Source organism: Dietzia sp. E1, assembly GCF_014145015.1.
Classification (GTDB): domain Bacteria; phylum Actinomycetota; class Actinomycetes; order Mycobacteriales; family Mycobacteriaceae; genus Dietzia; species Dietzia cinnamea_A.
Window position 1 is genome coordinate 1 of record NZ_JAALDU010000063.1, and the last position, 19,774, is coordinate 19,774.

At 70.6% G+C, this 19,774-nt stretch carries 17 protein-coding genes and 1 pseudogene; 11 read left to right on the forward strand and 7 right to left on the reverse strand.

All coding sequences use genetic code 11. The features are described 5' to 3' along the window. The 3 genes from benC to benA form a co-directional block, all read right to left on the reverse strand. On the reverse strand, positions 1-1,196 hold a 1,196-nt coding region (gene benC, locus G6030_RS02815; protein WP_182642138.1), incomplete at its 3' end, for a benzoate 1,2-dioxygenase electron transfer component BenC. A gap of 94 nt (positions 1,197-1,290) precedes the next feature. Then, a complete protein-coding gene (gene benB, locus G6030_RS02820) occupies positions 1,291-1,800 on the reverse strand; it encodes a benzoate 1,2-dioxygenase small subunit (protein ID WP_043567173.1) in 510 nt (169 codons plus the stop codon). A gap of 52 nt (positions 1,801-1,852) precedes the next feature. Continuing rightward, positions 1,853-3,280 carry a benzoate 1,2-dioxygenase large subunit gene (benA, locus tag G6030_RS02825; RefSeq protein WP_007628976.1) on the reverse strand — a complete coding sequence of 476 codons (1,428 nt, stop codon included), beginning with the start codon at positions 3,278-3,280 and terminating at the stop codon, positions 1,853-1,855. A 323-nt stretch (positions 3,281-3,603) separates the two neighbouring features. On the opposite strand from benA, the gene catA reads away from it, so the two are divergent. The 3 genes from catA (at position 3,604) to catC (ending at position 6,038) form a co-directional block, all read left to right on the forward strand. Beyond that, on the forward strand, positions 3,604-4,470 hold the full coding sequence (gene catA / locus G6030_RS02830) for a catechol 1,2-dioxygenase (protein ID WP_007628974.1): 867 nt from the start codon (positions 3,604-3,606) through the stop codon (positions 4,468-4,470). Positions 4,471-4,566: 96 nt separating this feature from the next. Beyond that, positions 4,567-5,688: a muconate/chloromuconate family cycloisomerase gene (locus G6030_RS02835; RefSeq protein WP_007628973.1), complete on the forward strand. Its 1,122-nt coding sequence runs from the start codon at positions 4,567-4,569 to the stop codon at positions 5,686-5,688. A 65-nt stretch (positions 5,689-5,753) separates the two neighbouring features. Further along, a complete protein-coding gene (gene catC, locus G6030_RS02840) occupies positions 5,754-6,038 on the forward strand; it encodes a muconolactone Delta-isomerase (RefSeq protein ID WP_007628967.1) in 285 nt (94 codons plus the stop codon). Positions 6,039-6,113: 75 nt separating this feature from the next. Here the strand turns inward: catC and G6030_RS02845 are convergent, their stop codons facing one another. From G6030_RS02845 to pcaD, 3 genes are read right to left on the reverse strand one after another with little or no spacing between them, the layout of a single operon-like run. Continuing rightward, positions 6,114-7,325, reverse strand: a complete 1,212-nt coding sequence (locus G6030_RS02845; protein ID WP_007628965.1) for an acetyl-CoA C-acetyltransferase — start codon at positions 7,323-7,325, stop codon at positions 6,114-6,116. Positions 7,326-7,345: 20 nt separating this feature from the next. Continuing rightward, a complete protein-coding gene (locus G6030_RS02850) occupies positions 7,346-8,170 on the reverse strand; it encodes an IclR family transcriptional regulator (RefSeq protein ID WP_007628962.1) in 825 nt (274 codons plus the stop codon). Continuing rightward, positions 8,167-9,042 carry a 3-oxoadipate enol-lactonase gene (gene pcaD / locus G6030_RS02855; protein ID WP_007628959.1) on the reverse strand — a complete coding sequence of 292 codons (876 nt, stop codon included), beginning with the start codon at positions 9,040-9,042 and terminating at the stop codon, positions 8,167-8,169. Before pcaD ends, G6030_RS02850 begins: the two co-directional genes overlap by 4 nt. Before the next feature lie 76 nt (positions 9,043-9,118). Here pcaD and G6030_RS02860 point away from each other — a divergent pair, with 76 nt between their 5' ends. The 3 genes from G6030_RS02860 (at position 9,119) to G6030_RS02870 (ending at position 11,688) form a co-directional block, all read left to right on the forward strand. Then, positions 9,119-9,886 carry a CoA transferase subunit A gene (locus G6030_RS02860; RefSeq protein ID WP_182642139.1) on the forward strand — a complete coding sequence of 256 codons (768 nt, stop codon included), beginning with the start codon at positions 9,119-9,121 and terminating at the stop codon, positions 9,884-9,886. Then, positions 9,883-10,512 carry a 3-oxoacid CoA-transferase subunit B gene (locus G6030_RS02865; protein WP_007628956.1) on the forward strand — a complete coding sequence of 210 codons (630 nt, stop codon included), beginning with the start codon at positions 9,883-9,885 and terminating at the stop codon, positions 10,510-10,512. The genes G6030_RS02860 and G6030_RS02865 overlap by 4 nt, the downstream gene beginning before the upstream one ends. Before the next feature lie 183 nt (positions 10,513-10,695). Beyond that, the gene (locus G6030_RS02870) at positions 10,696-11,688 is read left to right on the forward strand and encodes a malate dehydrogenase (RefSeq protein WP_007628955.1); all 993 of its coding nucleotides are present in this window, start codon (positions 10,696-10,698) and stop codon (positions 11,686-11,688) included. Positions 11,689-11,730: 42 nt separating this feature from the next. Here the strand turns inward: G6030_RS02870 and G6030_RS02875 are convergent, their stop codons facing one another. Then, positions 11,731-13,113, reverse strand: coding sequence for an acetamidase/formamidase family protein (locus G6030_RS02875; protein ID WP_007628954.1), 1,383 nt, complete (start codon positions 13,111-13,113; stop codon positions 11,731-11,733). A gap of 121 nt (positions 13,114-13,234) precedes the next feature. Here G6030_RS02875 and G6030_RS02880 point away from each other — a divergent pair, with 121 nt between their 5' ends. The 5 genes and pseudogenes from G6030_RS02880 to G6030_RS02900 all read left to right on the forward strand — a co-directional run. Further along, complete coding sequence (locus G6030_RS02880; RefSeq protein ID WP_043567161.1) at positions 13,235-15,946, forward strand: valine--tRNA ligase; 2,712 nt, start codon at positions 13,235-13,237, stop codon at positions 15,944-15,946. Further along, the gene (locus G6030_RS02885) at positions 15,943-17,541 is read left to right on the forward strand and encodes a folylpolyglutamate synthase/dihydrofolate synthase family protein (protein ID WP_007628952.1); all 1,599 of its coding nucleotides are present in this window, start codon (positions 15,943-15,945) and stop codon (positions 17,539-17,541) included. The genes G6030_RS02880 and G6030_RS02885 overlap by 4 nt, the downstream gene beginning before the upstream one ends. After that, the gene (locus G6030_RS02890; protein ID WP_007628951.1) at positions 17,538-17,951 is read left to right on the forward strand and encodes a DUF4233 domain-containing protein; all 414 of its coding nucleotides are present in this window, start codon (positions 17,538-17,540) and stop codon (positions 17,949-17,951) included. The genes G6030_RS02885 and G6030_RS02890 overlap by 4 nt, the downstream gene beginning before the upstream one ends. A gap of 51 nt (positions 17,952-18,002) precedes the next feature. Continuing rightward, entirely contained in the window at positions 18,003-18,413 is a 411-nt protein-coding gene (gene ndk, locus G6030_RS02895) for a nucleoside-diphosphate kinase (protein WP_007628950.1), read from the forward strand. Positions 18,414-18,743: 330 nt separating this feature from the next. Next, positions 18,744-19,774, forward strand: a pseudogene (locus G6030_RS02900) (ribonuclease E/G); the annotation flags it as partial.

Below are 19,774 nucleotides of genomic sequence, written 5' to 3' on the forward strand. Positions count from 1 at the left end.
GGTCGCCGCGCGACGAGCGGCACAGCCGATGCGGGCGTGGCCGGTGCGGACGTGGCGGGCGCCGTGTCGCGGCTGTCCGTGCCCGTGTCCGGCGTGGAGGTGGAGGGTTCGACGACGAGGGCCGCCTCCTCCACCGGCTCCGCCGGTTCGGTGCCAGTGGCGGCGGGGGCCGGTGTGGCCGGCGCCGCGGCGGCAGGGGTGAACTTCTCGTAGTAGAAGTGCGTGACCTGCAGACCCTCGTCGTCCAGGAACCCGCGCACGGCCTCGACCATCGGCGGCGGACCGCACAGGTAGATGTCGGCTGCGCCGTCGTGGAGGTGCTCCGGGCGGATCAGGCTCGTGACGTACCCGCTGTTGGGGTGGACGGTCTCGGGGTCGGCGACCACGAGGTCCCAGGTCATCCCGGGGATGCGGGTGGTGAACTCGTCGAGCAGGTCGGTGTACACGACGTCGGTGTCGAACGAGGTGCCGTAGATGAGGTGGACCGCCCGGTCGGTCGTGCCGGCCGCGGCGAGAGTCTCGAGGATCGACAGGACCGGCGCGAGGCCGGTGCCGCCCGCGAGCAGCAGGAGGGGGCGCGCGGACTCGCGGAGGAAGAAGCTGCCCATCGGCCCGGTGAGCTCCAGCCGGTCGCCCACCGCGCAGCGCTGGGCGAGGTACTCCGACATGGCGCCGCCGGCCGCGTACTTGATGAGGAACGACAGGTGGGTCGAGTCGGCACCGGTGGAGAACGAGTACGAGCGCGTCTGATCGGTCCCGGGTACGGCGATGTTGACGTACTGGCCGGGCAGGAAGGCCAGGGCGTCTCGATCGTCCAGTTCGACCGTGAGCGCGAACGCGCCCTCGGCGAGCCGCTCGACCGCCGTCACCGTCGCGGGGTGCGCGGCGGCGGCGGTCTTGGCGACGTCCGAGGTGGTGGGGATCTGCACAACCAGGTCGGAGCGGGGGACCATCTGGCACGGCAGGCAGTAGCCGGTCGCGGCCTCGTCCTCGGTGAGTGCGTCGTCGATGTAGTCGCCGCCGTCGTACTCGCCGGACTCGCACAGGGACTTGCACGTCCCGCACGCGCCGTCACGGCAGTCGAGGGGGATGTTGATCCGGGCCTTGTACGAGGCGTCGGCGACGGTCTCCGACGGGCCACAGTTGATGAACCGCGTCACCCCGTCCTCGAAGCTCAGGGCTACCTGGTAGCTCATGGGTCTTACTCCTGGTCGCTGGCTGGTCGGCCGCGCGCGGCGACCGGGTGGGTGTCGGCGCCCGTGGGGCGGGCGCCGGCGCGGGGTGTGGGTGTCACACCATGTAGACGTCCACGATGTGGTGGATGTAGTCGTTCTTCAGGACCACCTTCTTGTAGGTGATCAGCGGGGACTCACCGGTGACGTCGAGGGTGTAGAACGACGTGCCGAAGTACTGGTCCGTGGTCTTGTAGCGGAAGTACGACGAGATCCAGTTGAAGCGGACGTCGACCTCACCGGGCCGGCGGTCGAGCACCTCGATGTTGCTGATGAGGTGGTTCGTGCGCGGCTCGGGCAGGGAGGTGGCCGACGACCGGTCGGTCCGGATGCGGAACACCCGGTCCTCGATCCCGGCTCGGTTGGGGTAGAAGATCAGCGAGATCTCGGAATACGGGTCGGTGGTGAGCTCGCCGTCGTCGTCCCAGGCGGGCATCCAGTACATGGCGTCCTCGCGGTAGCACTCGATCCACTGCTCGAACTGGCGGTCGTCGAGCAGGCGTGCCTCGCGGAACAGGAAGGCGGAGATCTCATCGATGGAGATCGACGCCACGGCGGGTGCGGACATGATCATGCCTTTCGTGGGGCGTAGGAGTCGTTCGGGCGTGGGTGCGGTCGGCTCAGGCGTCGGCGGAGACCGTCGCGTGCTGCGGTGCCCGACCGGGAGCGCCCGCCCCCAGCTCCTCGGCCTCGCGCGCGGCCTTCTCGGCCTCGAGCGCCCGCTGCATGGTCTCGACCCAGTAGGCGTGCTGGATCGGGTACAGGCCCTCGTCCTCGGTCTTGGCGCCGGAGGACAGCACGTTCTCCATACCCAGCCCGCGGGCGGTCTCGTCCGGGCCGGTGATCTGGTGGGTGCTGCCGCGGGTCATGTCGTTCCACGGGGCGGCGTCGGCGAGGTAGGTCTTCTGGCAGGAGCGGAACTCCTCCAGATCATCCGGGGTGGCCATGCCGGTGGCGTTGAAGAAGTCCTCGTACTGCCGGATGCGGGCGGCCCGGGCCTCGGCGCTCTCGCCCTTGGGCGCGATGCAGTAGATCGTCACCTCGGTCTTGTCGACCGAGATGGGCTTGAAGTGCCGGATCTGGCTGGAGAACTGATCCATCAGGTAGACGTTCGGGTACAGGCACAGGTTGCGGGAAGCGCCCACCATGAACTCGGCCTTCTTCTCGCCGATCTGGTCGGCGAGCTCCTGCCGGCGGTCCCACAGCGGACGGTCCTCGGGGTTGCCCCACCACATCCACAGCAGGACGTGACCGTGCTCGAAGGACCAGTAGCCGCCGCCCTGCTTGCCCCAGGTGCCGGCGTCCATGGCCTTGGTCTCGTTCTTGGACTCACCGGAACCGCGACGGGCGGTGGTCGCCGCGTAGTTCCAGTGGGTGGCCGAGACGTGGTAGCCGTCAACCCCGTTCTCGGCCTGCAGCTTCCAGTTGCCGTCATAGGTGTATGTCGACGATCCGCGCAGCACCTCCAGACCCTCGGGCGACTGGTTGACCAGCATGTCGATGATGACCGTGCTGTCGCCGAGGTGCTCCTCGAGCGGCAGCACGTCGGGGTTGAGGCTGCCGAACAGGAAGCCGCGGTAGCTCTCGAAGCGGGCCACCCGCCGCAGGTCGTGCGAGCCGTCGGTGTTGAACTGCTCGGGGTAACCGGCGTCGCGGGGGTCCTTGACCTTGAGGAGCTCACCGGAGTTGGAGAACGTCCACCCGTGGAACGGGCACGTTAGCGTGGTGCGGTTGTCCGTCTTGCGGCGGCACAGCATCGCGCCGCGGTGCGAGCAGGCGTTGATGAGGCAGTTGAGCTGCCCGTCCTTGCCGCGCGTGATCACGACCGGCTGGCGGCCGATGTCGGTGGTGAAGTAGTCGCCCACCTCGGGGATCTGGCTCTCGTGGGCGAGGTAGACCCAGTTGCCCTCGAAGATGTGCTTCATCTCGAGTTCGAAGATCTCCTCATCGGTGAAGATGCGGCGGTTGGCGCGGATGATGCCGTCCTCGGGCCGGTCCTCGAGAGCGGTCTCGAGGGTGGCCTGGACGTGGTCGAGTCGATCTGACATCGAGGGCTCCTAGCGTGGGTCGGTTCCGGCCGCCGTGCGGCCGCCTTCCGGTGTGACTCCACGGTGCCAGCATGTGCGTTCGATCACACTAGGACACCTCCTAGTCACACCTAGGTGTTCGGCGTTCGTAATGCGAACGCGGACCAGAGCCCAGGCCGCCGACCTGCGTGTTCGTGATGGGTCCGTTCGGAGAGCGCACGATTCGTCCTCTATAGGTGTTGAGGTCGGTGATTGACGACACATCACTTTCAGCGCACAGTGGGGACATCGACCGGGCCAGCCGGTCCGATCCACACCTCATCCGACACCACTTGAGGAGCGACATGACCAGCACCGCAGTCCCGAGCGCCGCCGGCTCCGGAAGCGCCGCCACCGACAAGTTCAAGGGCAACCGCTTCACCTCCGACACCTCCAAGGAGCGTGCGGCCGCCATCTACAAGGACGTCCTGACCAAGCTCTCCGAGGTCATCTACGAGCACGAGGTCACCTACGACGAGTACCGCGTCCTCAAGCAGTGGCTCATCGAGGTCGGCGAAGGCGGCGAGTGGCCGCTGTGGCTGGACGTCTTCCTCGAGCACTTCATCGAGGACTCCAACAGCCGGATCTTCAGCGGCACCAAGGGCTCCATCGAGGGGCCGTACTACGTGCCGAACGCCCCGAACCTGGGCTCCAAGGGCGTCATGCCGATGCGCGAGGACGAGAAGGGGACCAAGTTCATCTTCCGCGGCCAGGTTCGCGACCTGGACGGCAAGGGCATCGAGGGTGCCACGGTCGAGCTGTGGCACGCCGATTCCGACGGCTACTACTCGCAGTTTGACGACGGCCTCGGCATCCCGGAGTGGAACCTGCGCGCCACCTTCTCCACCGACGCCGAGGGGAACTTCCACATCACCACGGTCCAGCCGGCGCCGTACCAGATCCCGCACGACGGCCCGACCGGTGAGTTCATCGCCAGCTACGGTGGCCACCCGTGGCGTCCCGCGCACCTGCACCTCAAGGTGACCGCGCCGGGCAAGCGCCTCATCACCACCCAGCTGTACTTCGAGGGTGGCCAGTGGGTCGACGACGATGTCGCCGGTGCGGTCAAGCCCGAGCTCGTCCTGCATCCGAAGCCCAACGCTGACGGCATCGACGAGGTCGAGTACGACTTCGTGCTGGATCCCGTCTCCGAGAAGCGCTACGTGGCCTGACCGGCCCCGACCCGCGCAGTACCTCTCCGTCAGCCCCGGTCGCCACGAGCGACCGGGGCCTCGGCGGTTCACCGGCCGACCCAGCAAAGGACCCCCATGTCTGACCTGACCATCCGTTCCGTGGAGACGCGGATCCTCGACGTGCCGCTCATCCGGCCACACAAGTTCGCGACGACCACCGCCACCGCGCAGGCCATCCTGCTCGTCTCCGTGACCACCGAGTCCGGGGTCGTGGGGTACGGCGAGGGCGTGACGCCGGGCGGACCCTGGTGGGGCGGCGAGTCGGCCGAGACCATGCAGGTGCTGGTCGAGAAGTACCTCGCCCCGGTCGCCGTGGGCCGGCGGGTGGACGAGATCCCCGCCGTGCTCGAGGCGATGGAGGGCGTCGTCGCCCGCGGCCGCTTCGCCAAGGCCGCCCTCGAGATCGCGATGTTCGACGCGTGGGCGCGCTCGCTCGACGTTCCGGTGCGCTCGCTCCTCGGCGGCGCGGTGCGCGACTCGATCGAGTGCACCTGGGCGCTCGGCGCCATGCCGCTCGAGGAGATGGTCGAGGAGATCGACGAGCTCATGGCGGCGGACCGGCACCGCACCTTCAAGCTGAAGATGGGTGCGCTGGAGCCGGCGGAGGACGTGGCCCGGATCGCCGCGCTCGCGGAGCGGCTGAACGGTCGCGCCGGCCTGCGGGTCGACATCAACGCCCGCTGGGACCGCTTCACCGCCAACGTCCACCTGCCCGCACTCGTGGACGCCGGGATCGAGCTCATCGAGCAGCCGACGCCCACCGAGCAGGTCGAGGTGCTCGCCGAGCTCAACCGGTCCCTGCCGGTGCAATTCATGGCCGACGAGTCGGTCCAGTCGCCGCACGACGCGCTCGAGGTCGCCCGCCGGGACGCCGCCGGGGTCATCGCGGTCAAGACCACGAAGCTCGGCGGCTTGACCCGGGGCAAGGAGACGGTCGCCATCGCCCGCGCGGCCGGGATCGCCTGCCACGCCGCCACCTCCCTGGAGGGGCCGATCGGCACGGTCGCCTCACTGCACCTGGCCTGCGCCGAGCCCGGCTTCAACTACGGCTCGGAGCTCTTCGGTCCGCTGCTGCTGGCCGAGACCTACGTGACCACGCCGATCCGCTACGAGGAGGGCCGCGTGCACCTCCCGGAGGGACCGGGACTCGGCGTGGAACTCGACCACGACGCGGTCGAGCGGTTCACCCGCCGCTGATCACCGCGCGACCCGCACCACAGACACTCGCGCGACCCACCAGAGATTAGAAGGAGAGGCCGACAATGGCACTGTTCCACGTCCGGATGGACGTCAAGATCCCGCACGACCTGGACCCGGAGGTGCGCGCCGAGACGGTGGCGCGCGAGAAGGCGTACAGCCAGGAGCTGCAGCGTTCGGGGAAGTGGAAGGAGCTCTGGCGCATCGTCGGCCAGTACTCGAACATCAGCATCTTCGACGTCGAGTCGGCCGATGAGCTCCACGAGCTGCTCCAGGGACTCCCGCTGTTCCCCTACATGGACATGGAGGTCATGGCGCTGACCCGGCACCCGTCGCGGATCGACGGCTGACAGTGACATGACGGACGCCCCCGGGGCGGAGCGCGGAACACGCGGTCCACCACGGGGGCGTCGTCGTTTCTCGGGTCAGACCCGCTCGAACACGGCGGCGAGGCCCTGGCCGCCGCCGATGCACATGGTCTCCAGGCCCCACTGCGCGTCGCGGCGGACCATCTCGCGCGAGAGGGTGGCGAGCATCCGGGCGCCGGTCGCGCCGACGGGATGGCCGAGAGAGATGCCGGAACCGTGCGGGTTGAGGTGCTCGGAGGCGGGGTCGATGTCCCACTCACGCATGACGGCCAGAGCCTGGGCGGCGAACGCCTCGTTGAGTTCGATGACGTCCATGTCGGCCAGCGTGAGGCCCAAACGGTCGAGCGCCTTGGCGGTCGCGGGGACCGGGCCGATGCCCATGGTCTCCGGGGCGACGCCCGCGACGGCCCAGGAGGCCAGACGCACGATCGGGGTCAGGCCGAGAGCGGCCGCCCTGTCGGCGGTGGTCACCACGCACATCGCGGCGCCGTCGTTCTGACCGGAGGCGTTGCCGGCGGTGACGGTGGCCTCGGAGTCCGCACGTCCCATGATCGGGCGCAGCTTCGCGAGGGCCTCCACGCTGGAATCCGCACGCGGGTGCTCGTCGGTGTCCACGACCAGGTCGTCGCCCTTGCGCTGCGGGACGGTGACCGGGATGATCTCCTCGCCGAACACACCGGACTGCTGAGCGGCGACCGCCCGCTGGTGCGACTGGACGGCCAGACGGTCCTGCTCCTCGCGGCCGATCCCGTACTCCCGCCGGAGGTTCTCGGCGGTCTCGATCATCCCGCCGTCGATGACGTGGGACAGCCCGCCGACGGTCGTGCGGGCCCGGCCCAGGCGATCGACCAGAGAGATCCCATCGCCCTTGATCCCCCACCTGGGGGACGGGCTGGCATAGAACTCCACCTGGCTCATGGACTCCACGCCACCGGCCACCAGGAGATCCATGCCGCCTGAGGCCACCTGGAGCGCGCCCGTGATGATCGCCTGGAGGCCGGAACCGCAGCGACGGTCGAGCTGCATGCCCGGCACGTCGATCCCGAGCGGGGAGTCGAGCGCGGCGATGCGTCCGATCGCCGGTCCATCGCCGCTCGGTGAGCCCTGGCCCAGAATGACGTCGTCGACGTCGGCGCCGGTCAGACCGGTGCGCTCGACCAGAGCGGTGAGCAGGCCGGTCGCAAGGGTGTTCGCGTCGAGGTCGCGGAACACCCCTCCGAAGCGTCCGACGGGGGTGCGTAGGGGTTGGCAGATGACGACATCACGCATGGGTGCTCCTCGGGTCGGGGTCAGCGGTTGACGATGGCGAGATCGGCCGACAGCGCGCGCGCCGTGGCCAGCAGTTCGGGGATGAGCTCGTCGTGGAGTTGCTCGGGGGAGTATCTGGCGGCATGGGTGGAGACGTTGAGCGCGGCCCGGACCGCGCCGTTGCGGTCGTGGACCGGAGCCGCGACCGAGCGGAGGCCGGGTTCGAGCTCCTGGTCGACCACGCACCAGCCCTGTTCGGCCACCCGCGACAGTTCGGCGCGCAGTGCACCCTCCTCGGCGAGCCCGTGAGGGGTCAGCGCCCGCAGATCCGTCGCGTCGAGGTAGGCGTCGAGATCCTCGGCGGGAAGGGCCGCGAGCAGGACCCGCCCCATCGAGGTCGCGTATGCGGGGAACCGGGTCCCGATGGTGATGCCGATGGTCATGATCCGGCGGACCTGGACGCGGCCGACGTAGACGATGTCGGCGCCGTCGAGCACCGCGACCGACGACGACTCGCCCAGTCGGGAGCTGAGCTTCTCCAGGTGCGGCTGCGCGAGGTCGGTCAGGGGGAGAGCGGACAGGTAGCTGTAGCCGAGGTCGAGAACCCGGGGGGTCAACCAGAAGACGGAATCGGCGGTGTCGACGTAACCGAGCTCGACGAGCGTGTGCAGGAAACGGCGGGCGGTCGCACGGGTCAGACCGGTGTTGCGCGCGACGTCACTGAGGCTCTGTCGGGGCCGGTGGGCGTCGAACGCGCGGATCACCGATAGTCCGCGGGCGAGGGATTGGACGAAGTCGGGGGACGCCGAGCGGTCGGACTCGACCGTGGAACCCGCGGAGGTGCCCACGACATCGCCGCGTGTCACTCCGACTCCTTCTGCCCGGCGGCGGTCAGATGGGCCCGCAGCTGCTCGGTGACGCGCTCGGGGATCTCGACGGTGGGGACGTGCGCGGCGGGGGAGAGGGTGACGAACTCCGAGCCCGGCACCCCGTCGGCGATCTCCTCGAGCACCTCGGGCGGGGTCGAGGGGTCCTCGTCACCGGCGAGCACGAGGGTGGGGCAGGTGATGCGGCCGAGATCGGCGCGGTTGTCCCAACCGGACAGGGCGTCGCAGGCCGCCGCGTACCCCTCGGCCGGGGTGGCGAGGACCATCTCGCGGAGCCGGGCCACCAGTTCGGGGTCGACTTCCGCGCGCGCGGAGGTGATCCACCGGGCGACGACGGCGTCGGCGACAGCCGCGGTCCCGCCCTCGCGAACCGCGGTGGCCCGCTCGACCCATCCGGCCGGCTCGCCGAACCTGGCCGCCGTGCACAGCAGGGCCGCCGACCGCACCCGCGGGGCCTCGTGGACGGCGAGCCACTGTGCCACCGCGCCGCCCAGGGAGAGGCCGACGACGTGGAACCGGTCGACCGAGAGCGAGTCGAGAAGGGCGGTGACGTCGCCGGCGAGATCGGCGATGGTGCACGGCCCGGGCACGACCTCCGACCCGCCGTGGCCGCGGTGGTCGATCGCCACCACGGTGTGGTCACGTGCGAGGTCGCTGACCTGCGCGTCCCACATGGAGCGATCGGAACCGAGCGATCCCAGCAGGACGACGACGGGGGTGTCCGCGGAGCGGGGTCCGCTGACCTCGTGGGACAGGGTGGCGGGCATGGACTCGTCCTTTCCTCGATCGGCGTTCGTGGGCTGTTCGAAGCCGCACCCGGGACCCCGGGCGGGCTCGATCCGCGCCCTCATGCGTTCCACGATACGCCGAAGTGGTGCGAAGGGCGAACGTTTGTACAAGATGCGAACACGCGCTATCGTGTGTGACATGACCAACAAGATCTATTCTTCGGCCGCCGAGGCGGTCGCGGACATCCCGGACGGCGCGTCCCTCGCCGTGGGAGGTTTCGGTCTGGTCGGCATCCCCGCCGTCCTCATCGATGCGCTCCTCGACCAGGGCGCGGGCGATCTGAAGACGGTGAGCAACAACTGCGGTACCGACGGCTTCGGCCTCGGCAAGCTGTTGGAGGCGCGTCGTATCACCCGGACCACCGCCTCGTACGTGGGCGCCAACAAGGAGTTCGCCCGGCAGTACCTGTCGGGCGAACTCGAAGTGGAGCTCACCCCTCAGGGCACACTCGCCGAGCGCATGCGCGCCGGCGGCGCGGGCATCCCCGCCTTCTACACCCCGGCGGGCGTCGGCACGATGGTCGCCGAGGGCGGCCTGCCGCTGCGCTACGACGGTGACGGTGGAGTGGCCGTGGCCTCCGAGCCGAAGGAGGTGCGGGTCTTCGACGGCGAGCAGTCCGTCCTCGAGCGGGCCATCGTCACCGACTTCGCCCTGGTGCACGCGCACCGGGCGGACACTGCCGGCAACCTGCAGTTCCGGGGGACCGCCCGCAACTTCAACCCGGATGCGGCCATGGCCGGCCGGGTCACGATCGTCCAGGCCGAGGAGGTCGTCCGCGAGGGCGAGATCGACCCCGCCGACGTCCACCTGCCCGGCATCTTCGTCCAGCGCATCGTCGCGGTCGGACGCCAGGAGACCGGCGTGGAGATCGAGAAGCTCAGCAGCAAGGGGGAGGATCAGTCATGAGCTGGACCCATGAGCAGATGGCCGCCCGGATCGCCGCGGACTTCACCGACGGCCAGTACGTCAACCTCGGTATCGGGATGCCGACGCTGATCCCCGACTACCTCCCCGAGGGCGTGCGCGTCACCCTCCACTCGGAGAACGGGATCCTGGGCGTCGGCCCCTACCCGACCCGCGAACAGCTGGACCCCGAGATGATCAACGCCGGCAAGGAGACGATCACCGCCGCACCCGGCGCGGCGTTCTTCGGCTCCTCGGACTCGTTCGCCATGATCCGGGGCGGTCACGTCGACGTGGCGGTGCTGGGTGCGATGCAGGTCTCGCAGCACGGCGACCTGAGCAACTGGATGATCCCGGGCGCGATGGTCAAGGGGATGGGCGGTGCCATGGACCTCGTCCACGGTGCCGGCCGTGTGATCGTGATGATGGACCACGTCACCCGCAAGGGCGATCTCAAGCTAATGGAGGAGAACACCCTCCCGTACACCGGAAAGGCCTGCGTCCAGCGGGTCGTGACCGATCTGTGCGTCCTCGACATCACCGAGGAGGGCTTCCGCCTGGTGGAGCTGGCGCCCGACGTCACGATCGACGAGGTCCGTCAGAAGACGGCTGCGCCGGTCCACGCCTGATCAGCGCCGCCCGCCGGGCGTCGCCGCCCGCCGGGCGTCGCCGCCCGCCGGGCATCGCAGCCCGCGGGGCTTGCAGCCCGCAGTGCAGCGCGCACACGGTTGACGAGCGGGCACGCGGTACGGGGTCGGATTCTCGCTACTGTGGGGACCGACCCCGTCGTCGTTCCCGGGAGGCCCTCGGATATGAGCACCAACACACCGGTCACCGTCACCGTCACCGGTGCGGCCGGCAAGATCGCCTACTCGCTGCTGTTCCGGCTCGCGTCCGGCCTGGTCTTCGGGCCGGGCACCCCGGTCCGACTACGGCTCCTCGACATCCCGTCGGCCGTGGTCGCCGCCGAGGGCGTGGCGATGGAGATCGAGGACTGCGCGCTGCCCCTGGTCGACTCGATCGAGATCACCGACGACGTGACGACGGCGTTCGACGGTGCGAACGCGGCGTTCCTCGTGGGTGCCCGACCGCGCGGGAAGGGCATGGAGCGGGCGGATCTCCTCACCGCGAACGGGGCGATCTTCCGCGAGCAGGGGCGGGCGATCAACGACCACGCCGCCGACGACATCCGCGTCGTCGTCGTGGGCAACCCCGCCAACACGAACGCGTACATCGCCCACCGTCACGCGCCCGACGTCCCGGCCGGACGCTTCACCGCGCTCATGCGACTCGACCACAATCGCGCGCTCAGCCAGCTGGCCACGCGGCTGGGGGCCCGGGTGTCCGAGCTCGACGGGGTGGTGGTCTGGGGCAATCACTCCGCGACCCAGTTCCCCGACGTCACCTATCTGACGCGCGAAGGTGAGCCGGTCACCGCCGGACTCGATCCCGAGTGGCTGGCCGACACCTTCATCCCGCGCGTCGCCGGCCGCGGCGCCGAGATCATCGCCGTGCGGGGATCGTCGTCGGCCGCCTCCGCGGCCGGTGCGGCGGTCGACCAGATGCGGGACTGGGTGTGTGGCACGTCCGGCGAGAGCTGGACCACCGTTGCTCTGCCATCGGCCGGCGAGTACGGCACGGTCCCCGGCGTGGTGACGGGGTTGCCGTGTCGCAGCCGGGGCGGTGAGTGGGAGGTCGTCGAGGGCCTGGAGATCGGCGAGTTCCAGCGGGCCCGCATCGACGCCTCGGTCGCGGAACTGGTCTCCGAGCGGGACGCCGTACGCGCGCTCGGTCTGGCGGACTGACCCCGGACTCCTCCGCCGATCCTCGGCGTCCACGCGGACGCGTCAGGCGAAGCCCTCCTTGTAGATCTGGCCGTGGACGCCGACGGTGCGGTCCACCACCTGCGACACGGTGAAGTCCGCCGCCGCGGACAGGTAGGCGTACGCGGTGGCGCGGTCCATGCCCCGGTCGTCGACGAGGAAGTCCAGGGCGTTGACGACCGCCCGCCGCATCGCCACGTTCAGATCGCCGCTCTGCCCACCGACCGAACCGTCGGGATCCGACAAACCGATGGGGATCCACGAGTCCGCTGTCTCGCCGAACGGGTACGAGAACGCGACGGATGGGGCGTCGCCGTCGCCCGGGCGGCACACCGTCAGCCGGAACGTGCCGCGGAGCGACCCCTCCATCGCGGTGAGCGCGGCCTCGCCGTCGCCCATCGCCATGTGCGGGTCGCCGACGTAGAACAGCGCTCCCTCGGCGAACACCGGCAGGTACAGGGTGGAGCCCGCGCCCAGCAGGCGGATGTCGATGTTGCCGCCGCCGAGCGTCGGCGGGATGGAGTTCGCACTCGCCGCGGTGAGGTCGTCGTCCCGGGAGAACGCGACGCCCATCATCCCCATGAACGGACGCAGCGGGAAGCTCGCCCGCCGGTCGCCGAACGGCAGGACGCCCCGGCCGTTCTCGATGGCGACGAACGTCGAGACGTTCCCGTAGTGCATCGGGTCCCCGGTCGCCCGCCCGTCCGTGGCGGCCGGTGGCATCACCTCGTCGAGCCCGATGCCCGCCGGAGCGGACCCGTCCGGTGTGATGCCCAGCGCACCCTTCCCGTGCCTGCTCGAGACCACGCCGTACGGCACCCGCGGGACCACCTCCAGCGTGTCGATCCGCAGGACGTCGCCGGGCCTGGCGCCCTCGACGAAGACGGGCCCGGTCACCACGTGCGGCCCGTCCCGGTCGAAGTCGCGGGGGGTCCGCGAGTACCCGGAGGCGATGGCCACCGCGTCGTCGAGGATCCCACGCCGGTCGATGCCCTCCCGGCCGAAGTAGGTGACCGGGTCGCGGCCCTGGTCCTCGAGGATCCCCTCGTGCGAGACGGTGTCGATGGTGACGGTCTGCCCGGATCGCACCCGCAGTACCGCCGAGCTGTGGACGTTCGGCACGTAGCCCCACAGGACCTCAGCCGGGTCGGACCCGAGGTAGTGGTCGCCCGGTACGGGTCCCGCGCCGGGCTGGAGGATCGGTGAGCGGCCGGTCGTGGCGCCCGAGGAGCCGAGGGATCCCGAAGAGCCCGCCGCGGCCTGCGCGCCCACGGTCGGCGCGTGTGAGCACCCGGCCATGCCGGCGGCCCCGGCGGCGGCGCTCACGGCGAAGGCCGCCCGCAGGAACCCGCGTCTCCCCAGTCCGCGTTCCAGCGTCTCCGCGGCGCGATGTCCGGTGTGCTCCATGGTGGGCTCCTTCTGCAGATGATGTTCTCCGACAGCGACGGGCAGAAAGCTACGTGTCCGGTGTGTCGAACCGGTTTCACCGTGTTTCGGGCGAGTTCCGCCGACGGCCTAAGATGGCCGGGTGACCACTCCAGCCGCTTCCCCTCCGAACGCCGACCGCGCGGACGCCCTGCCCGCCTCCTGGAACCCAGGTGAGGTGGAGGCCGAGCTGTATCAGCGCTGGGTGGACGCCGGCTACTTCGAGGCGGACGCGTCCAGCGGCAAGCCCGCGTATTCGGTGGTCCTGCCCCCGCCCAATGTCACCGGCAGTCTGCACATGGGACACGCGCTCGACCACACCCTCATGGATGTGCTCACGCGGCGCAGGCGCATGCAGGGGTACGAGGTGCTGTGGCTGCCCGGGATGGATCACGCCGGCATCGCGACGCAGACCCTGGTGGACCGCAAGCTCCGCGACGAGGGGATCGACCGTCACGAGATCGGTCGTGAGGCCTTCATCGAGAAGGTCTGGGAGTGGAAGCGTGAGTCCGGCGGCACGATCGGCGAGCAGATGCGTCGCCTCGGCGACGGCGTGGACTGGTCGCGCGAGCGGTTCACCCTCGACGACGGCCTGTCCCGCGCCGTCCAGACGATCTTCAAGGAACTCTACGACCAGGGGCTGATCTACCGCGCGGAGCGACTGGTCAACTGGTCGCCCACGCTGCAGACCGCGATCTCCGACATCGAGGTGAAGTACTCCGACGTCGAGGGCGAGCTGGTCAGCTTCCGCTACGGCTCGATGGACGACTCCGAGCCGCACCTGGTCGTGGCCACGACCCGTCTCGAGACCATGCTCGGCGACACCGCGGTCGCCGTCCACCCGGACGACGAGCGCTATGCGCATCTGGTGGGCACCGAGATCCCGCATCCGTTCCGCGACGGCTGGACGATGCGTGTGGTCGCCGACGACTACGTGGACCCCGAGTTCGGGACGGGCGCCGTCAAGGTCACGCCGGCACACGACCCCAACGACTTCGCCATCGGCCAGCGTCACGGGCTCGAGATGCCCACGATCATGGACGCCACCGGCCACATCACGGGCACCGGCACCCGCTACGACGGCATGGACCGTTTCGAGGCACGTGCGGCGGTCCGCGAGGACCTGGCGGCGCAGGGGCGGATCGTCAAGGAGGTCCGGCCCTACCTGCACTCGGTCGGTCACTCGGAGCGGTCCGGGGAGCCGATCGAGCCGCGCCTGTCGCTGCAGTGGTGGGTCCGCGTCGAGGAACTGGCGAAGATGGCCGGCGACGCGGTCCGCGACGGCGACACGGTGATCCACCCGACGAGCCAGGAACCGCGGTGGTTCGACTGGGTCGACGACATGCACGACTGGTGCATCTCGCGCCAGCTGTGGTGGGGCCACCGGATCCCGATCTGGTACGGGCCCGACGGCGAGGTGGTGTGCGTGGGCCCCGACGAGGAGCCGCCCGCCGGGTACACGCAGGAGGCCGACGTCCTCGACACGTGGTTCTCCTCCGCGCTGTGGCCGTTCTCCACGATGGGCTGGCCCGAGCGCACCGCCGACCTCGAACGCTTCTACCCGACGTCGGTGCTGGTCACCGGCTACGACATCCTGTTCTTCTGGGTGGCGCGGATGATGATGTTCGGCACGTTCGTGGGCCGCCGGCTCGGCGGCGACAAGGCCGCGCCCGGCACGGTCCCGTTCACCGACGTGTTCCTCCACGGGCTGGTCCGTGACGAGCACGGTCAGAAGATGTCCAAGTCCAAGGGCAACGGTATCGACCCGTTGGACTGGGTCGACCGTTTCGGCGCGGACGCACTGCGGTTCACGCTGGCGCGAGGCGCGCACCCCGGCGGCGACCTGTCCGTCGGCGACGACTCCGCGCAGGCCTCGCGCAACTTCGCCACCAAACTCTTCAACGCCACCCGCTTCGCGCTCATGAACGGCGCGAAGGTCGGTCCGGTGCCCGACGCCGCGGATCTCACCGACGCCGACCGGTGGATCCTGCACCGTCTGGGGCAGGTGCGGGAGACCGTCGACGAGGCGTTGGAGCGCTACGAGTTCTCCAAGGCGTGCGAGGCCCTCTACCACTTCGCGTGGGACGAGGTCTGCGACTGGTATCTCGAGCTCGCGAAGGTCCAGTTCGGGAACGACGACGAGTCCCGCGCCTCCGAGCGGGCCGAGCGGACGAGGCTCGTGCTGGGCCACGTCCTGGACGTGCTGCTGCGGATGCTGCACCCGGTGATCCCGTTCGTCACCGAGACCCTCTGGACCGCCCTCACCGGCGGTGAATCGCTCGTGATCGCGCCGTGGCCGACCGACGTGGTCCCGGCCGACGACGCCTCGGACGCGGTGCGGCGGGTGGGCGACGCCCAGACGCTGGTCACGGAGATCCGCCGGTTCCGCTCGGATCAGGGCCTCAAGCCCGGTCAGCGCGTGCCGGCGCGTATCGGTGGCGTCGACGGCGCGGACCTGCCGGCCGACCTGCTCGACCAGGTGGCCTCGCTCGCCCGCCTCACGCCGGCCGCGGACGACTTCACCGCCACGGCGTCGCTCGAGGTCCGGCTCGGCCTGTCGACGGTGGACGTCGAGATCGACACGTCGGGGACGATCGACCTCGCCGCCGAGCGGCGTCGCCTGGAGAAGGATCTCGCGGCGGCCCACAAGGAACTCGAGACCACGGGCGCCAAGCTCGGCAACGAGGCGTTCCTGGGCAAGGCGCCCGACCACGTCGTCGACAAGATCCGTGCCAGGCGTGACCTGGCGGAGGCCGAGGTCGCCCGGATCACCGCCCGGCTCGAGACGATGCCGGCGGGGAGTGGCTCCGCGTGAGTGACCGCAAGTGGCTCCCGCCCCACGATCCGGAGGAGGGATGGGACACCCCGACCGAGGAGGACGTCGCCGAGATGCTCGGCGAGGACGGGCTCGTGTCGGGCGTACCACTGGGCGGGCCCATCCCGGGGGACGAGGAGAGCGACGGTGACGACCACCTGCCGCCGCGCCCGATCCCCGAGGTGGGCAGCCCCGAGTGGCAGGCCGACACGGCCGAGCTCGCGGCGGTCGAGGAGGAACTGGCCACCCGCTGGCCCGAGTCCCGCCTCGAGCCGAGCCTGGACCGGATCGCCGAGCTGACCTCGATCCTCGGCGACCCACAGCACGCCTACCCCGTGGTGCACGTCGCCGGGACGAACGGCAAGACGTCGGTCACCAGGATGATCGACGCGCTGCTCCGGGCGCTCCACCAGCGCACCGGGCGCAACTCCAGCCCGCACCTGCAGAGCGTCACCGAGCGCATCGCGATGGACGGCGAGCCGATCACGGCGCGGACCTTCGTCGACACCTACCGTGAGCTGCAGCCCTACCTCGACCTGGTCGACCAGCGGTCCGAGGAGGCGGGCGGCCCGCGGATGAGCTACTTCGAGGTGCTCACAGCGATGGCGTTCGCCGCGTTCGCCGACGCTCCCGTCGACGTCGCGGTGATCGAGACGGGGATGGGCGGGACCTGGGACGCCACCAACGTCGTGCGGCCGGCCGTCTCCGTCATCACCCCCGTCGGCCTGGACCACACCGAGTACCTCGGCGAGGACCTCGCGACGATCGCGGGGGAGAAGGCCGGGATCATCCAGCCGGGACCCTCCGACGACCTGCTGCCGCGGGACCCGGTCGCCGTGATCGGCCGCCAGGAGCCCGAGGCCATGGAGGTGCTGATCCGCCGCGCGGTCGAGGTCGGCGCGGTCGTCGCGCGCCTCGGTTCCGAGTTCGATGTCGTGGAGCGGCGTCTCGCCGTGGGCGGACAGCAGCTCACCCTGCGCGGGCTCGGCGGCGAGTACCCCGAGGTGTTCCTGCCCCTGTTCGGCGAGCACCAGGCCGAGAACGCGGCGACCGCCCTGGCCGCGGTCGAGGCGTTCTTCGGAGCCGGGCCCGACAGGGCGCTGGATCCGGAACTCGTTCGCGCCGGCTTCGCCGCGGTCGACAACCCGGGCCGTCTCGAACGGCTCAGCTCCAGCCCCACCGTCCTGGTGGACGCGGCCCACAACGGCCACGGGGGTCGCGCGCTCGCCGAGGCCGTCACCTCGGAGTTCGACTTCAAGCGGCTGGTCGCCGTGGTCGCCATGCTCGACGGCAAGGACGCCGACGCCTTCCTCGCGGCGCTGGAGCCCGTGGTCGAGGAGGTCGTCGTCACCCGCTCGGCGTCACCGCGCGCGATGGAACTCGACGAGTTGGCCCGGATCGCGGAGGAGCGGTTCACCGCGCAGCGCGTCCACGTGGTCGACACCCTGCCCGACGCGGTCAGCGCCGCCCTGGATCTCGTGGGCGTCCCGGACCCCACCGCGGACGACGACGTCTCCGGAGTCGGCGTCCTCGTCACCGGCTCCGTGGTGACCGCCGGTGCCGCCCGCAGTCTGTTCGGAAAGGACGCACAGTGACCGACCCGACCCCCGGACCCCGGGGCACCGCACACGAGCCGTCGGTGGACCCGTGGAAGGGCCTGCGGGGCATCATGGCGGGGACCCTGGTGCTCGAGGCGATCGTCATCGGCCTGGTGCTCACGGTGATCGCACGGCTCGACGACGGCGCGCACTTCCAACCGTGGAAGGTGTGGTTCGTCAGTCTGCTGGCGATCGCGATGCTCGTGGCCAGCGGACTCCAGCGCAAACCCTGGGCGATCCCGATGAATCTGACCCTCGCGGCCCTGGCCGTGGCGGGATGGGCCGTGCACTGGTCGATGGGCGTCTCCGGCCTGTTGTTCGCGACCGTGTGGGCGTACATCCTGTTCCTGCGCCGCGACCTCGCGGGACGGATGGCCGGGGGATACCTGCCCAGTCAGCACGACTGAGCGGCCCCGCCGGGCGACCCCGGCCGCGTATGTGCTTGTAGCATTGCCGCCGTGACCGAGAGAACCTTCTTCCTCATCAAGCCCGACGGAGTCGAGCGCGGCCTGACCGGCACCATCCTGTCCCGTATCGAGGCCAAGGGGCTCAGGATCGTCGCCATGGACATGCGGCGGGTGCCGCAGGAGACCGCGGCCGAGCACTACGCGGAGCACGCCGAGCGTCCGTTCTACGGCGACCTGCTCGAGTTCATCACCTCCGGTCCCGTGGTCGCCGGCGTCCTCGAGGGGCCCCGCGCGATCGCCGCGTGGCGGCAGCTCGCGGGTGGCACCGATCCCGTCGAGAAGGCCGCCCCGGGCTCCATCCGCGGCGACTTCGGCCTCGAGACCCAGCTGAACCTCGTCCACGGTTCGGACTCCGAGGAGTCGGCGGCGCGCGAGATCGCGCTCTGGTTCCCCGGTCTGTAGCTCCCGCCACCCCTGCAGCGACGACGCTGCCCACGCGCCCGTCGGCCCCCGGCCCGACGGGCGCGTCGCCATTTCCTGGTGCCCGGACGGCGACGTTCCGGCGCCCGGTGTGGGAGAATGATCGGAGCCCATCCTGGCGAGTGGACCACCAGTCCGCCCCGGAACGGGCGCCCGCCACCCGCGGCCCGGTTCGTCCCGGTACCGCGGACCACAAGACGTTGCCCCGCCACGGCGGGGCCGAGACCAGAAGACGCCCGACCCCGTGCGGCGGCGTGGGTCACCGGTTTCCCGGTGACGTGATCGCGCCCGGAGTCCGGCCGGAGGAGACACGTGTCGGATCCGAACCTGACCATCGACGACCTCGCCGCGCTGCCCGAGAGGATGCGCGCGCACGCCGCGGCCAAGGCCGTGGGTATGACCAGCAAGGAGTTCCTGGCCGCCATGGCCGGGATCGGGGTGGAGATCAAGAGCGCCCAGTCCGGCGTGACCCGCGACGTGCTGCTGACGTGGTTCAACAGCCGTTCCGACGCGGCGGAGGCTCCTGCCGCGGAAGCTCCTGCCGCGGAGGCGCCCGCGAAGAAGGCCCCGGCGCGCAAGGCCGCCAAGAAGTCCGCGGCGAAGAAGGCACCTGCGGAGAAGGTCACTGCGGACGAGGCCCCGGCGCGCACGACGGCCGCCGAGGCGACGGGAGCGGACGTGGCCCCCGCCGAGGGGGAGACGGCCGAAACCCGATCCGCCCGGAAGGCGCCCGCCCGGAAGAGCCCGGCGCGCAAGACCACCGCCGAGAAGACCGCCGAGAAGGCCACCGCGGCGGAGAAGAGCGCCGCGAGGACCGCCGACGACAACGTCCCGGCCGAGGACACTCGCTCGGATGCCGCCCGCACCGGGGGTGGGAAGACCGACGCGAGGAACCGGCCGCCGCTGCCGGAGATCGCGATCGTCACCGGCGAGGTCGGCGCCGCCGAGCCCGGGAACCGTCGCCGTCGCTCCAACGCGACCCCCTCGTTCTCCCCCCTGTTCCTCTCTCCCGAGGACACCGCCGCGGCCACCGAGAGGTCCGACTCGGCAGCGCAGTCGGACTCCACGGCGCCGTCCGACTCGGCCACGCGGTCCGACCCCACTGCCCAGCCCGATTCCACCGAACAGTCCGACTCCGGTGAGGGCGGAACCCGTCGTCGTCGGCGTGGCCGTCGGGGCCGCGGCCGCGGGCGCGGTGAGGGCGGCGACGAGCAGAACGGCCAGGACACCACCTCCGGTCCGGACGCGGGTGCCGCCGGATCCGACGACGCGACCGGTGACGACGCCAACGACGCCGACGACCGCACCGCCGCCGCCACGGCGTCCTCCGGAGACGCCGACGG